This is a genomic window from Arthrobacter sp. B3I4 (assembly GCF_030816855.1).
Classification (GTDB): Bacteria; Actinomycetota; Actinomycetes; order Actinomycetales; family Micrococcaceae; genus Arthrobacter.
Genome location: NZ_JAUSYK010000001.1, coordinates 2,612,580 through 2,626,560, shown reverse-complemented (window position 1 = coordinate 2,626,560; position 13,981 = coordinate 2,612,580). Strand labels below are relative to the sequence as shown.

Below are 13,981 nucleotides of genomic sequence, written 5' to 3'. Positions count from 1 at the left end.
GGCACGGGACGACGAACATGACGGAACAGCCAAAGGGTGAACTGGTCTGCAGCGCCAGTGAGATCCAGCTCAAGCAGGCCCTGCGCATCCTGATCGATGACTACCCGGTAGCGGTCGTGAAGGACTCGATGGGGGAGATCCACGCGATCGGCGACACCTGCTCGCACGCGGACATCTCGCTCTCCGAAGGCGAGGTGGAAGGCTGCACGATCGAGTGCTGGGGCCACGGCTCCCAGTTCGACCTGCGCAGCGGCCAGCCGCTGCAGCTGCCCGCCTACGACCCCGTCCCGGTCTTCGCCGTGACCGTCCAGGATGGTGACGTCTACGTGGACGTCAGCACGGTCCTGAACGGCGCGGAAGCTCCCAACTTCGGCTGAGGCCGGCGGGCATGTCACTGCCCGCCGGTATCAGCCGGCCCAGACAACTTATCGACCAGAAGACGCACCACCGCCGGGAGGCACGGTGCAGAGGAGAACAAGATACATGTCCACTCTTGAGATCAAGGACCTGCACGTCAGCATTGACACCGAGCAGGGCACCAAGGAAATCCTGAAGGGCGTCAGCCTGACCATCAGGACCGGCGAAACGCACGCCATCATGGGGCCGAACGGATCCGGGAAGTCCACCCTGGCCTCCACCATCGCCGGCCACCCGCGCTACAACGTCACCGCTGGCACCATCACGCTCGACGGCGAGGACGTCCTCGCGATGAGCGTCGACGAGCGCGCCCGCGCCGGCCTGTTCCTGGCCATGCAGTACCCGGTCGAGGTTCCCGGTGTCAGCATGACCAACTTCCTGCGCACCGCGAAAACCGCGATCGACGGCGAAGCCCCCAAGCTCCGCACCTGGACCAAGGACGTCAAGGCCGCCATGGAGCAGCTGCGCATCGACGCCGACTTCACCCAGCGCAACGTCAACGAGGGCTTCTCCGGCGGCGAGAAGAAGCGCGTGGAGATCCTCCAGCTGGAGCTCTTCAAGCCGAAGTTCGCCGTCCTCGACGAGACCGACTCCGGCCTCGACGTCGACGCGCTCAAGGTCGTCTCCGAGGGCGTCAACCGCGCCCCAGTCCGGCGGCAACATGGGCACCCTGCTGATCACCCACTACACCCGGATCCTGCGCTACATCAAGCCGGAATTCGTGCACGTCTTCGTGGACGGCAAGGTTGTCGAGGAAGGCGGCCCGGAGCTGGCCGACCGCCTCGAAGAAGAAGGCTACGACCGCTACCTCCAGGGCGCCGGAGCCGCCACCATCGCTGCCGCCGACGCCGCAGCACAGGCCTAGTTAGGACTACGCCATGACCGAAACCAATACGGCCCGGACGGGCCTCGAGGACGTCGAAGAGGCCCTCAAGGATGTGATCGACCCGGAACTGGGCGTGAACATCGTTGACCTGGGCTTGCTCTACGGCCTGAAGTACTCGGATGACGACGGCGCCCTGCTGATCGACATGACCCTCACCACGGCAGCGTGCCCGCTCACCGACGTGATCGAGGAGCAGGTTGGCCAGGCCCTGGACGGCATCGTCGACGAGTGGAGGCTGAACTGGGTATGGATGCCGCCGTGGGGTCCGGAGCGGATCACCGAAGACGGCCGCGACCAGATGCGCGCCCTGGGCTTCAACATCTAGAGCTTCACCATCCAGGTCCCAGCACCCCGGCCTCGGGATACGACGACGGCGGGCCCACCTCCCAGAGGCGGGCCCGCCTCCGTCGTTTCATCGGTTGTTCCGCGCCGGGCTACGGGGTGGCGACCTTGAAGGTGTCGCACTGGTTGATGTCGCCGGTCTTGTAGCCCTGGTAGAACCACTTCTGCCGCTGTTCGCTGGAGCCGTGGGTCCAGGACTCGGGTGAGACCCGGCCGGTGGCGGCCTTCTGGATCCGGTCGTCGCCCACCGAGGACGCCGCGGACAGAGCATCCTGCAGGTCCTGGGTCTTCAGCGGTTCCAGGAACGGCTGGCCGGTGTTGGGGTCCTTGGTGGTGGTCGCGTACCGGACCCACAGACCCGCATAGCAGTCCGCCTGCAACTCCACCCGCACGGCGCCGGACTCCGGGCCCTGCGGATCCTGCTGCGCCCGGTCGATGGTGCCGAGCAGGTTCTGGATGTGGTGGCCGAACTCGTGCGCCACCACATACTCCTGGGCGAGCGGGCCGCCGGAGGAGCCGAACCGGTCCACGAGTTCCTGGAAGAAACCGGGGTCGAAGTACGCGGTCTGGTCCGCCGGGCAGTAGAACGGCCCCACCTCGGAGGTCGCGCTGCCGCAGCCGGTGCTGGTCCCGCCGCTGAACAGGACGGTCTTCGGCCGCGGGTACTGCCGGCCGTACTGCGCCAGGTACTCCGGCCAGAAAGCGTTCAGGCTGTTGACGGTGCCCACGATCCGGCACTCAAGCCGGGCGTCGGCGTCGGCGCCGGTCTTGCACGCCGGCGCAGTGCTCTGGCTCTGCGTTTGGTCCTGGGTGGCGCCGCCCAGACCTTCGAGCATTTGCGGATTGATGCCGAACAGCGCGGCCAGGAGCAGCACGATGCCGCCGCCGATGCCGCCGCCGATCTTGGTGCCGCGGCCCATGCCGCCGCGGCTCTGGACTTGGGACGGGTCCAGCTGGACGTTGTCATTGAAACTCATGCAGTCACATTATCCCGTCCCGGTGCGGCGGGCGGTGCCTGCCGGTAAAGTTGATCCGATGCCTTTCCTCGACAGACTTCAGCGCTGGGCCGATGAGCGCCCGGACGATACCGCCGTCGTCGTGGCCGGCAAGCGTCTGGGCTGGGCGGAACTTCGGGACGCCGCAGCGTCCCTGGCGACGGCGGCGCCGGCCCTCACGGTGCTGGCCGAACCGAACTCCACGCACTTTGTGGCTGCGTTCGCTGCCGCCATCGCGGGGGAGCGGCAATGCGCCGTGCTGGACCCCTCCTGGCCGGAGCCGCTCCGGGACGCGCTCACCGCCCGGATTGCTGAAACAGTGCCGGCTGGCTGCCTGGGCAGTGGACTCGCCGACGGGCCGCCCGACTCACCATTCCTGATCGGACTCACCTCCGGCACCACGGCGCTGCCCAAGGCGTTCAGCAGGTCGCGGCGCTCCTGGCAGCTCTCCTTCGAATCCTCGGTCCGGTTCTTCGGCCTGCGCCCGGACGACAAAACGCTCGCGCCTGGTCCGCTCGCCGCCGGGCTGAACCTCTATGCCCTGGCCGAATGCCTGTACGCCGGGTCCGAGTTCCACACCCTGGAATCGTTCGACGTCGGGGACGCCCACGCTGCCGTCAGCCACGACGGCATCACCCGCCTGGTCCTGGTTCCCGCGATGCTCCGGCTGCTCAGCGAGCGCGGGCTGGCCGGTGGCGTCGACGCCTCCGGTGTGCGAAGCATCATCTGCGCCGGCTCCAAGCTCGACGCCCGGACGCTCGAAGCTGCCCGCCGCTGGGCGCCCAAGGCGACCATCTTCGAGTACTACGGCGCCGCCGAGCTCAGCTTCGTGGCCGGCGCCGGCCTCCCGCCGGGCCGGTCCCCGGACCCCGGCGGAACAGGAATCGGCAAGCCGTTCCCCGGCGTCGAGATCCGGATTCTCGACGACGGCGGCGCGCCCGTGCCGGAGGGGCGCGACGGCAACGTCTGCGTCCGCAGCGGCATGGTCAGCGACGGATACCTCCGTGACGACGACGGCGGCGCAACGCTTCAGAGCTTCGACGGCTGGTTCACCGTGGGGGACCAGGGCTATCTGTCCGCAGGGGTGCTGCACCTGCTGGGCCGCGGCTCGGACATGATCCTCACCGCCGGGACCCGCGTGTACCCGCACGAGGTGGAGCTCGCCCTGGCCTCCGTTCCCGGCGTCGCGGCCGCCGTCGCCGCGGGCCGGGCGGACGAGCTCCACGGCCAGCGCGTCATGGCGGCAGTGCTGCCCGCCCACGGCGGACTGACCTGCACGCAACTGAAAACCGGTGTGGAGGAGGTCCTGGCCCGGAACAAACGGCCGCTGGATTATTACCTCCTGGCGGAGCTGCCGCTGACCGACCGCGGCAAGCTGAGCCGGGCGCTGCTGCTCGAGTGGATTACCGGCGGCGACCCGCGGGTCCGGCGACTCGGCTGACGCCGGGGGCCTATTCTTGCCGGCCCTCCGGCTCGCCGAGGCCGCGGGCCGCGAGTGCTTCGCCGGTCTGCCGGGCGAAGGCCACCGTGGTGATGAAGACGGGGAGGACCAGCGCGCGGGGGTTGCGCTCCAGGCCGCGGGCGCGGGCGGCGTCGCGAACGTCGGCGTAGGCACCGGCAATGAACGGGATGCTCCGCAGCATGATCGCGATGGTCAGCGCGAAGCGTTCCGGGTCGGCGCCGAACCGGCGAAAGGGCCGGGCCAGCGAGGCTACGCCATCCAGGAGGGTCTGGACCGGCGTCGTGGCCGTCAGAATCGATGCCGCCACGACGGCGACCAGGACGTTGAGGACAATCCGGGCTGCCACCGCTCCGCCGAGCTGCCACCACTGGAACAATCCGATCACCGCGAGCACCGGCAGGACCGGCCGGACGGCCCCGATGAGGCGGCGAAAACCGGCGCCGCTCCACAGGTAGACCGCGCAGAGCAGGGTCAGGCCCGCGGCAGCCACAGCCCAGTCAACGATGAGGAAGGACGCCATGCCGCACGCGAGCACCAGCAGGAACTTCACCCACAACGGAGCCCGGTGCACCGGCGAGGCGCCCGGCACGTAGGTCGCGAGCAGGAAGCCGTGGCCCCTCACGGCCGCCCCGCCTCCCCGGCCGCCGTTTCCCCGGCCGCCGTTTCCCCGGTAGCCGGCTGCCCGGCAGCCGCCGCCGCCCCGGCAGCCGGCTGCAGTGCGCACAACGCCCGGTAATGCGCGACGGCGGCCGCCGCGGCGCCGTCGAACGCGATCCTGCCGCCGTCGACGACCAGCACCCGGTCAAGGTCCAGGGTCAGTTCAAGGTGGTGGGTGGAGAGGATGACCTGCTGGTCCAGGCCGGCGAGGGTGCGCCGCAGCAGCTCCCGGTTCCGCAGGTCCAGCAGGGTGGACGGCTCGTCCAGAACCAGGACGTCCGGGCCGACGGCCAGCACCGCCGCGAGCGCCACCAGCTGGCGTTCCCCGCCGGAGAGCTCGTAGACGCTCTGGTCAGCGAGTCCCAGCATCCCGAAGCGGTCCAGCACCGCTTCGGCCCGGGCCCGCCGTTCCCGTGGGTTCCGCACCGACCGGCGCAGCGAGAGTTCCACGTCCTCGCGCCCCGTCGGCATCACCAGCTGTGACAGCGGATCGGTAAAGACGAAGCCGACACGCCTGCGGACAGCGCGGACGTCCCGGACCGTGTCGGAACCGGACACCGTGACCGTTCCGGAGCTCGGCGGCACCAGGCCGTTCAGCAGCCGCAGCAGCGTGGACTTGCCCGAACCGTTGGCCCCGATCACGCCGATCCGGCGCTCCGGCAGGCTCAGCGAGATGGAATCGAGCAGGACTTTGGGGTCCGCCCGGCCCTCAACCGCCACCCGGACGGACGCACGCTCAAGGACGATACTCACGCGCGTTTACTCGGACGCAGCTCGGTCCCGCCCCGGACGCGCCGGACCAGCAGGTCCGGGAACGCCCTGTGCAGCGCCAGCGCGACCGCAACGGCAAGGATGTTCTTCAGCACGTCGCCAGGGTAGAACGGGAGGTCGGCCAAGAAGGCAGCGGAGATGCTGAGCTTGGCGTTGAGCACCATGCCGAGGATGCCGAGCCCGTGCACGAAGATGATGCTGCTCACCATCGCGGCGCAAAAGAGCAGCACGGCCCGGATCCTGCCGGAACGGCCGGCCGTCCGGCGCAGGACGACGACGGTCAGCGCACCGGCCGCCGTCGCGGCCAGCAGGAACCCGACGAGGTATCCGGCCGACGGGCCGGCCAGCGCACCGAGGCCGCCGCGGCCGCCGCTGAAGATCGGCAGGCCGGCCAGGCCCAGAAGCAGGTAGAGCCCGACGGCGGCGAAGGCCCGGCCAGGACCCAGGGCAAGTCCGGTGAGCATCACGGCGAGGGTCTGCAGGGTGATAGGTACGCCCAGGCCGCCCACCGGGATGGCGGCAACGAGGGCCGAAGCGGCCAGGAGGGCGGCGAAAACGGCGATCAGACCCAGGTCCGTGGCGTCCCAGCGCTTCCGTGCGGCGCCGGAAGGAAACCGCCGAAGGCTGCCGGCCGCCCCGCCCTCGGAACTCTGGTCCTCGGAAGCGGCTGCGGTGACGGCGTTGTCGTTGTTCATGATCGTCCTGTCAGGAAGGAGGTGTGCGGCCGCAAGGCACGCGGGTCTTGATATCGACGTTACGGTGCCTGCAGTACCGGCATTTTGTAGGCCTCCCACTAAGCGGTGCGCCCCGCACTGGATATCCCCGCCAAACCATCCCCGATGCCGCCCGCCCGGGGAGGTGCCGGTAGACTGGTAAAGGCCGTCGTCTCGGCCCTCCTGCCCCGGCCCCGTCCAGACTCCATCCGTTGTGCCGCGGCGTTCCCTGTTGTGAAAGGCCTTACCTGCATTGATTACCGTCCAGGATCTCGAACTGCGCGCCGGCGCCCGTCTGCTTATGGACCAGGTGAGCTTCCGGATCGACAAGGGAGACAAGATCGGCCTCGTCGGCCGGAACGGTGCAGGCAAGACCACGTTGACCCGCGTGCTGGCCGGTGAGGGTCTGCCCGCGGCCGGCAAGGTCACCCGCAGCGGCGAGATCGGCTACCTGCCGCAGGACCCCCGCACCCCGGACATGGAGCAGCTGGCCAGGGACCGCATCCTGTCCGCCCGCGGCCTGGACATCGCCGTCGGCAAGCTGCGGGTGGCGCACGAGGAAATGGCCAGCGAGGACGCGAACGTCCAGCGCAAGGCGATGAACCGCTACGACCGGCTGGAGTCGGAGTTCCTGGCCGCGGGCGGCTACGCCGCCGAGGCCGAAGCGGCGTCCATCTGCTCCAACCTCGCGCTCCCGGACCGGCTGTTGAACCAGCCGCTGAAGACCCTCTCCGGCGGCCAGCGCCGCCGCGTGGAGCTGGCCCGGATCCTGTACTCCGATGCCGAGACCATGCTGCTCGATGAGCCCACCAACCACCTCGACGCCGATTCCATCGCGTGGCTGCGCGAGTTCCTCAAGAACCACCAGGGCGGTCTGATCGTGATCAGCCACGACACCGAACTGCTCGAGGCGACGGTGAACAAGGTCTTCCTGCTGGATGCCAACCGTGCGCAGATCGACATCTACAACATGGACTGGAAGCGCTACCTGACCCAGCGCGAAACCGACGAGCGGGCCCGCAAGCGGGAACGCGCCAACGCCGAAAAGAAGGCCCAGGTCCTGATGGACCAGGCCAACAAGATGCGCGCCAAGGCCACGAAGGCCGTCGCCGCGCAGAACATGGCCAAACGTGCGGAGCGGCTGCTCGGCGGACTGGAAGCGGTCCGCGAAAACGATCGCGTCGCCGCCCTGCGCTTCCCGGACCCCTCACCCTGCGGCAAGACCCCGCTGACCGCCGACGGCCTCAGCAAGTCCTACGGGTCGCTGGAGATTTTCACCGACGTCGACCTCGCGATCGACCGCGGCTCCAAGGTCGTCATCCTGGGCCTGAACGGCGCCGGCAAAACCACCCTGCTGCGCATGCTTGCCGGCGTCGACAAGCCCGACACCGGCAAGGTCATCCCCGGCCACGGCCTGAAGGTCGGCTACTACGCGCAGGAACACGAAACCCTCGACGTGGACCGCACCGTGCTGCAGAACATGCGGTCCTCGGCGCCGGACATGAACGACGCAGAGGTCCGCGGGATCCTGGGTTCGTTCCTGTTCTCCGGCGACGACGTCGACAAGCCTGCCGGTGTGCTCTCCGGCGGTGAGAAGACCCGCCTGGCGCTGGCCACCATTGTGGCGTCGAGCGCCAACGTGCTGCTCCTGGACGAGCCGACCAACAACCTCGACCCCGCCAGCCGCTCCGAAATCCTCGGCGCGCTGCGCAACTACACCGGCGCCGTCGTCCTGGTGAGCCACGACGAGGGCGCCGTCGAGGCCCTCAACCCGGAGCGCGTCGTATTGCTGCCCGACGGCATTGAGGACCACTGGAACGAGGACTACCTGGATTTGATCACGCTGGCGTAGAGCCTTTCGGTGGCCGTGGTCGCCTTCGCGCCGCGGCGCGGGAGATTTGCCGCTTGCTGGCTCGTTCCTCGCCTTTGACGCAAGCTACACAAATCACCCGCACCGCCGCGCTTGGGGGCCAGCTAACCTTTTGGTTGACGTAAATGGCCGCTAACCGGGGAGGGTTAGCGGCCATTCGTGGCGAATGGGCGAGGATAGCCCCGCGACGTGGTTTAGCGGACGGGCATTTCCTCGGCTTCGGTGATGCGCTGCAGTTGTTCGTAGCTGATCGAGAACATCGAGCGGTGGTCGCCCGCGCCGGCCCAGAGGACGGGGTGGACCGACAGGGACTCGTCCAGCAGCGACCTGATCTTCGCCGGGTGGCCGACAGGGGCCACGCCGCCCACTTCCTGGCCGGTGTGTTCGAGCACGAAGCCGGGGGAGGCGCGGCGGATTTTGCCCGTGCCCAGCTGAGCGGCGACTTTCCCGACATCAACCCTTGCCGCACCGCTGGCCAGGATCAGCAGGGGAGCGCCGTCAAGTTCGAAGATGAGGCTGTTGGTGATCGCCGCGACGTCGCAACCCAGCGCGGCCGCTGCCGCCGCCGCGGTCGGCACGGCCGTGTCGAAGGTAGCCACGGTGTCCGCGGCGCCCGCCGCGAGCAGGGCGTGCCGGACGGTCGCTACGGCGTCAGAATCCATGCGGTGCCCGCTCAGAATCCCTGGGCGTCGAGGATGGCGTCTTCCTCTTCCTCCGCCGTCGCGGTCTTCCGCTTGCGGGGAGCCGGACGACGGCGGGGCACGGCGCGGCTGGTGTGCAGGTACCCGGCGTCGCCGGGTTCCACGTCCGCGGCCCCCGTGTCCTCATATTCGGCGTCTTCGGCGTCGATTGCGGCGTTCCGGGCCTGCTGGCGCGCCGCGTAGCCGAAGCCGACGAACATCAGCACGCCAAAGGCGAACCACTGCAGCGAGTAGGACAGGTGCGTACCTTCTTCGGTGGACGGTTTGGGGAAACCGATGGGCATGTCCGCCGCCGGCGGGGTCTCTGAGGCAAGCTGGCCGTAGGCTCCGGTGAGCACCGGATAACCGAGCTGCGCCGAGTAGGCGTCGAGGTCGATGGAGGCCAACTGGCCGTCCGGGGCGCCGCGTTGCAGTTCGGGCTCGGAATGCTTGAGCCGGGCCACCACCGTGACCTTCCCCGTCGGCGGTGCCGGAATCAGGTCCGGGCTGCCGGGCGTTTTGTTGCCGATCGGGAGCCAGCCCCGGTCGATCACCACCGTCTCGCCTGACTCGAGCCTGAACGGGACCACGACTTCGTAGCCGGGCTGGCCGTTGAGCGGGCGGTTGCGGACGATCCGCTGGCCGGCGACGTCGTAGCTGCCGCGCAGTTCCACCTGGGTCCATTCCCGCTGCGGGTCGAGGCGGACGAACTGGTCCCGGACGTCGGCGAACGGAACCGGGGTGGCGGAGTAGTTGGAGACGACCCGGTTGATCTCGGCGAGTGTCTCTGCGCGGCGGTCCATTTGCCAGCGGCCCAGGAGCACGCAGCCGGTGGCGAAGATTGCGGCCAGCAACAGATAGCCCAGCCACTTGCTGGAAAAGAGAAAGCGGTACATTCAGCCGGCCCTGCCCGGCCCGATGCCCGACTCGGACCTTACCGTAGCCTCGGTGAGTGCGACGGTTTCCTTCCACAGCCCGCGGGTCTGGAGGTAGTCCTCCAGCCAGGCGCGGTGCTCGGGGCAGGCGAGCCAGATTTTGCGGCGTTCCGGGGCGTGGATCTTGGGGTTGTTCCACAGCAGCTGCCATTGCGCGTCGGCGCGGCAGGCTTTGCGGGAGCAGACGGCTGTGGCCGGCGCGGCAGCGGAGCCGGCCAGGTCGAAAAGGTTCATGAAGCTGCCCGTCTCTGGTCTTCGTCGTCGTCATCAACAAGCTCACCCTGCAGCAGGGTCACTGGCTCCTCGCCCGACGTTGGGGGGCCCTGGCCGGAGTCGACGTCGGGCCTCGGTGCATCCAGCTCAGCCAGCGGAACGTAGTCGATCAGCGACTCGCTGTGGACTTCGGCGTGGTCGCCGCCGTTGGCGATGATGACCGCGAACCAGGGCAGGAAGACCGCTCCGATGACGGGGAGGACCTTGAACCAGCCGTCCACCACAAACACGAGCACCAGGCAGACCATGCGGATGCCCATGGCCACGGCGTACTTGATCATCCGCTGGCGCATCTCTTCGGAGTGCGCGGCGGCGGCGTCGGTAATGCTGTGGATCTCGGTGTCGCCGGCATACTCCCCGGACGTCCGCTCACCGGGTCGGTTCTTGTTAGTCACAGCTGTCAGATCACGCTCCATAGGCTTCCTCCAATTCTCTCACCATCGGCGGAGCCGCCCAAACGGCGGGCCGGCCCGGGCGGAGGAGGTGCTGCCGGACGCTAAGATCGGAGGCAGGAAAATCCAGCCCCCAGCGCGGCGCGACTGAGCCGCAGAATCCCGGAGCCCACCATGTCTGACGCAACCTCCCCTACGCCAAAGAGCACCGGCCGCAGCGTCCTCATTACCGGCGGCAACCGCGGCATCGGCCTGGCCATCGCGGAGTCGTTCCTGGCCAACGGCGACAAGGTGGCTGTCACTTACCGGAGCGAGACGGCCCTTCCGGAAGGCATCCTCGGCGTCAAGGCCGATGTGACCGACGAATCCTCCGTCGACGCCGCCTTCGCCGAGGTCGAGGCGGCGCACGGCCCGGTCGAGGTCCTGGTGGCCAACGCCGGGATCACCAAGGACACGCTGCTGATGCGGATGAGTGAGGACGACTTCACCTCGGTTCTCGACACCAACCTCACCGGCGCATTCCGCGTAATCAAGCGAGCGTCCAAGGGGATGATCAGGGCGCGCAAGGGGCGCGTGGTGCTGATTTCCTCGGTGTCCGGACTCTACGGTGCACCCGGGCAGATCAACTACTCGGCCTCGAAGGCCGGCCTCGTCGGCGTCGCCCGTTCGCTGACCCGGGAACTCGGCGGCCGCGGCATCACCGCGAACGTCGTGGCGCCCGGCTTCATCAACACTGACATGACCGCCGAACTGCCGGAGGCCACCCAGAAGGACTATCTGTCGAAGGTCCCGGCGGGCCGGTTCGCCGAAGCATCCGAGGTCGCCGACGTCGTGCGCTGGATCGCCAGCGACGAGGCGGCGTACATCTCCGGTGCTGTGATCCCGGTTGACGGCGGTCTCGGCATGGGGCACTGACGCGGAGGCCCGCGACGGCGGGCCTTTGGCCCTAGGCGGCGTCTGCGGCGGAGGCGTGTAATGGAGCCACAGCCCTGGCCACGCCACGGCGGGGGCGTGGACCGAGGAGGATTAATCATGGCTGATCTGAGCAAATGGGCGCCTTCGGACATGCTGGAGCCTGTCCGCCGGTTCCTTGACGGCGACCTCACGATGGCGTCGTCCATCAAGGTTGAGCAGTTCCAGGACGGAAACACGCTGGTGGTCCGTGCCGAAGTTCCCGGCATTGATCCGGACCGGGACGTCGACGTGTCGGTCAGCGGGGGCATGCTCCACATCCGGGCCGAGCGGGAAGAAAAATCGGAGCACAAGAGCAAGGACGGCTACCGCTCCGAGTTCCGCTACGGCTCCTTCACGCGCAGCGTCGCCCTGCCGCCCGGCGCGAAGGAAGAAGACATCACGGCCAGCTACAAGGACGGCGTCCTCGAAGTCCGCGCACCAGCCCCGGCCGCCGCGCCGGCGGGCGAGACCTCCAAGAAGATTCGGGTCGACCGCGGCTGACGCGGCAGGGCAGGGGCGGAGCCAGCTGAGCGTGAGCGTCACCGCACCAAGCACCGCCCCTCCCGCCGTTCAGCCAGCTTCCAGCGTCGGCGCATTACCCTTGCTCCCCATCCGGCGAGCCTACGTCGCCGCTTTCCGGCGGACCTTAACAAAACTACCTCCCCGCGGCTTCTTTGTGGCTCCTGAACAACTGAAATGCCGCAGTCCGCTGGCATGATGGACAGCAGACCCCACCGGTTTTGGATGAATGGAACAAAGGAGCTCGTATGGGAATGCTGGATAACACGACCGCGATTGTCACCGGATCATCGCGCGGTATCGGCGCTGAAGTAGCCAAATTCCTCGCTGCAGAGGGGGCAGCCGTCGTCGTCAACTACCGCCAGAAGGCGCCGCGGGCCAACAAGGTTGTCACCGAAATCGAAGCCGCCGGCGGCCGTGCAGCCGCTGTGGGCGCGGATCTGACCACCCAGGAAGGCGTTCAGGCTCTCGCCAGCGCAGCGATGGAGAACTTCGGCTCGCTGGACCTGCTGGTCCTGAACGCCTCCGGCGGCATGGAGTCCGGCATGGAAGAAGGCTACGCGCTCAAGCTCAACCGCGACGCCCAGGTGAACATGCTCAACGCCGCGGTGCCGCTCATGCCCGAGGGCTCACGGGTGGTCTTCGTAACCAGCCACCAGGCGCACTTCATCGATTCGGTCCCCACCATGCCCGAGTACGAACCCGTCGCCCGCAGCAAGCGCGCCGGCGAGGATGCGCTCCGCGAGCTCGTGCCGGCCCTGGCGGACAAGGGCATCTCGCTGGTCGTCGTCTCCGGCGACATGATCGAAGGCACGGTCACCGCCACCCTGCTGGACCGCTCCAACCCCGGAGCCATCGAGGCCCGCCGCGCCGAGGCAGGCAAGCTCTACTCGGTCAAGGAATTCGCCGCGGAGGTCGCCAAGATGGCCACCGCCGACGTCGAGACCGGCCACACCGAGTACGTCGGCGGCGCCGACTACTTCGACAAGGCCAGCGGCACCAGCAACTAGGACGAACGAGTGCGCATTTGACGGCAGTGTCGCCGGCTGACACTGCCGTCCAATGCCTTTTCGCGTCAAAAGCGCGTCAAAAGGCCTTAGACGCCGGCGATATGCCGGACGGCGTCAAGGTAGGGCATGTTGATGGCCGCGTCCGCCGCCGCGCGGACGGCCGGCTTGGCGTTGAACGCGATGCCGATCCCGGCCGCGCCCAGCATGTCCAGGTCATTGGCACCGTCGCCCACCGCAATGGTGTGTTCCATCGGGATACCTTCGGCGGCGGCCCACTCGCGCAGGTACTTCTCCTTGGCGGCCCGGTCGATCACGTCACCCAAAACCTTGCCGGTCAGGGCGCCGTCGACGATTTCCAGTTCGTTGGCAATCCAGTAGTCCAGCCCCAGGCCCTCCGCGATGGGCGCCAGGATCTGGTTGAAGCCGCCGGAAACCACGGCCACCACATGCCCTGCGGCCTTGAACGCTGCGACCAGGTCAGCAGCGCCCTCACTCAAAACCACCTCGGCGCGGACGGATTCGACGACGCCTGCCGGCAGCCCGGCGAGCACCGCCACCCGGGCGTGCAGGCTTTGGGCGAAGTCCAGTTCGCCGCGCATCGCCGCCTCGGTCACGGCCGTCACTTCTTCGCGCTTGCCGGCGTACGCCGCCAGAAGTTCGATGACTTCCTGCTGGATCAGCGTGGAGTCCACGTCCATGATGAGGAACTTCCGCGGAGCCTGCCGCAAGGCCGCCGGAACAAACACCGTATCAACGCCTTCGACGCCGGCCGCGGCGGCAGCCTCCCGCAGCCCGGCCAGCCCGGCCCCGGTCAGGGACCCCGGCATGGTGCACTCGGCGGTGTGGACCGAGAAGCGGCCGTCGCCGGCGGTGCTCTCCGCACCGACCGCCAGCCCCGCGCCGGTAAGCATCTGCCGCAGCTGCTGCACGTCGGGAGCGGACAGATGCACGCCATAACTGACCGCGGTCACGTTCGAACTCATGGGCCCAATCCTAGCGAGCGGCGGCATCCGGCCCGGAATTCGTTGCGCGCCGGTGACGCGCCGGTGACGCGCCGGTGACCCGCCGGTGACACCGTCCAGGGCCGGCCGGGCAGGCCCACGGC

The 13,981-nt window shown here is 68.5% G+C and carries 16 protein-coding genes and 1 pseudogene; 8 read left to right on the top strand and 9 right to left on the bottom strand.

Annotated elements, in window-relative coordinates:
• Window positions 1–17 precede the first annotated feature (17 nt).
• The 3 genes and pseudogenes from QFZ61_RS12515 (at window position 18) to QFZ61_RS12505 (ending at window position 1,628) form a co-directional block, all read left to right on the top strand.
• Entirely contained in the window at window positions 18–377 is a 360-nt protein-coding gene (locus QFZ61_RS12515) for a non-heme iron oxygenase ferredoxin subunit (protein WP_307036475.1), read from the top strand.
• Window positions 378–483: 106 nt separating this feature from the next.
• Window positions 484–1,282, top strand: a pseudogene (gene sufC, locus QFZ61_RS12510) (Fe-S cluster assembly ATPase SufC).
• A 13-nt stretch (window positions 1,283–1,295) separates the two neighbouring features.
• The gene (locus tag QFZ61_RS12505; RefSeq protein ID WP_307036473.1) at window positions 1,296–1,628 is read left to right on the top strand and encodes a metal-sulfur cluster assembly factor; all 333 of its coding nucleotides are present in this window, start codon (window positions 1,296–1,298) and stop codon (window positions 1,626–1,628) included.
• A gap of 109 nt (window positions 1,629–1,737) precedes the next feature.
• On the opposite strand, the gene QFZ61_RS12500 is transcribed toward QFZ61_RS12505, so the two are convergent.
• Window positions 1,738–2,622, bottom strand: coding sequence for a neutral zinc metallopeptidase (locus QFZ61_RS12500; protein WP_307036471.1), 885 nt, complete (start codon window positions 2,620–2,622; stop codon window positions 1,738–1,740).
• Between the two features lie 58 nt (window positions 2,623–2,680).
• Here QFZ61_RS12500 and QFZ61_RS12495 point away from each other — a divergent pair, with 58 nt between their 5' ends.
• Window positions 2,681–4,081, top strand: coding sequence for a class I adenylate-forming enzyme family protein (locus QFZ61_RS12495; protein ID WP_307036470.1), 1,401 nt, complete (start codon window positions 2,681–2,683; stop codon window positions 4,079–4,081).
• Window positions 4,082–4,091: 10 nt separating this feature from the next.
• Here the strand turns inward: QFZ61_RS12495 and QFZ61_RS12490 are convergent, their stop codons facing one another.
• The 3 genes from QFZ61_RS12490 to QFZ61_RS12480 are packed head-to-tail and all read right to left on the bottom strand — an operon-like array spanning window position 4,092 to window position 6,225.
• Window positions 4,092–4,724 carry an energy-coupling factor transporter transmembrane protein EcfT gene (locus QFZ61_RS12490; RefSeq protein WP_307036468.1) on the bottom strand — a complete coding sequence of 211 codons (633 nt, stop codon included), beginning with the start codon at window positions 4,722–4,724 and terminating at the stop codon, window positions 4,092–4,094.
• Window positions 4,721–5,512 carry an energy-coupling factor ABC transporter ATP-binding protein gene (locus QFZ61_RS12485; protein WP_373427156.1) on the bottom strand — a complete coding sequence of 264 codons (792 nt, stop codon included), beginning with the start codon at window positions 5,510–5,512 and terminating at the stop codon, window positions 4,721–4,723. The genes QFZ61_RS12490 and QFZ61_RS12485 overlap by 4 nt, the downstream gene beginning before the upstream one ends.
• Window positions 5,509–6,225: a biotin transporter BioY gene (locus tag QFZ61_RS12480; RefSeq protein WP_307036465.1), complete on the bottom strand. Its 717-nt coding sequence runs from the start codon at window positions 6,223–6,225 to the stop codon at window positions 5,509–5,511. The genes QFZ61_RS12485 and QFZ61_RS12480 overlap by 4 nt, the downstream gene beginning before the upstream one ends.
• Before the next feature lie 271 nt (window positions 6,226–6,496).
• Between QFZ61_RS12480 and QFZ61_RS12475 the strand changes: the two genes are divergently transcribed.
• Window positions 6,497–8,095 carry an ABC-F family ATP-binding cassette domain-containing protein gene (locus QFZ61_RS12475; protein WP_307036463.1) on the top strand — a complete coding sequence of 533 codons (1,599 nt, stop codon included), beginning with the start codon at window positions 6,497–6,499 and terminating at the stop codon, window positions 8,093–8,095.
• A 212-nt stretch (window positions 8,096–8,307) separates the two neighbouring features.
• Here QFZ61_RS12475 and QFZ61_RS12470 read toward each other — a convergent pair whose 3' ends face one another.
• From QFZ61_RS12470 to QFZ61_RS12455, 4 genes are read right to left on the bottom strand one after another with little or no spacing between them, the layout of a single operon-like run.
• Window positions 8,308–8,775 carry a YbaK/EbsC family protein gene (locus QFZ61_RS12470; RefSeq protein WP_307036461.1) on the bottom strand — a complete coding sequence of 156 codons (468 nt, stop codon included), beginning with the start codon at window positions 8,773–8,775 and terminating at the stop codon, window positions 8,308–8,310.
• Between the two features lie 11 nt (window positions 8,776–8,786).
• Window positions 8,787–9,689 (bottom strand): SURF1 family protein, encoded by a 903-nt coding sequence (locus QFZ61_RS12465; protein ID WP_307036458.1) that lies wholly within the window; start codon window positions 9,687–9,689, stop codon window positions 8,787–8,789.
• Entirely contained in the window at window positions 9,690–9,962 is a 273-nt protein-coding gene (locus tag QFZ61_RS12460; protein WP_307036457.1) for a hypothetical protein, read from the bottom strand.
• Complete coding sequence (locus tag QFZ61_RS12455; RefSeq protein WP_307036455.1) at window positions 9,959–10,417, bottom strand: DUF3099 domain-containing protein; 459 nt, start codon at window positions 10,415–10,417, stop codon at window positions 9,959–9,961. The genes QFZ61_RS12460 and QFZ61_RS12455 overlap by 4 nt, the downstream gene beginning before the upstream one ends.
• Before the next feature lie 150 nt (window positions 10,418–10,567).
• On the opposite strand from QFZ61_RS12455, the gene QFZ61_RS12450 reads away from it, so the two are divergent.
• From QFZ61_RS12450 to QFZ61_RS12440, 3 genes are all read left to right on the top strand, one after another.
• Window positions 10,568–11,308: a beta-ketoacyl-ACP reductase gene (locus QFZ61_RS12450; RefSeq protein ID WP_307036452.1), complete on the top strand. Its 741-nt coding sequence runs from the start codon at window positions 10,568–10,570 to the stop codon at window positions 11,306–11,308.
• A 117-nt stretch (window positions 11,309–11,425) separates the two neighbouring features.
• On the top strand, window positions 11,426–11,848 hold the full coding sequence (locus tag QFZ61_RS12445) for an Hsp20/alpha crystallin family protein (protein WP_307036450.1): 423 nt from the start codon (window positions 11,426–11,428) through the stop codon (window positions 11,846–11,848).
• Between the two features lie 266 nt (window positions 11,849–12,114).
• Window positions 12,115–12,876 carry an SDR family oxidoreductase gene (locus QFZ61_RS12440; RefSeq protein WP_307036447.1) on the top strand — a complete coding sequence of 254 codons (762 nt, stop codon included), beginning with the start codon at window positions 12,115–12,117 and terminating at the stop codon, window positions 12,874–12,876.
• 86 nt (window positions 12,877–12,962) lie between these two features.
• Here QFZ61_RS12440 and serB read toward each other — a convergent pair whose 3' ends face one another.
• Window positions 12,963–13,859 carry a phosphoserine phosphatase SerB gene (gene serB, locus QFZ61_RS12435; RefSeq protein ID WP_307036445.1) on the bottom strand — a complete coding sequence of 299 codons (897 nt, stop codon included), beginning with the start codon at window positions 13,857–13,859 and terminating at the stop codon, window positions 12,963–12,965.
• Window positions 13,860–13,981: the final 122 nt, after the last annotated feature.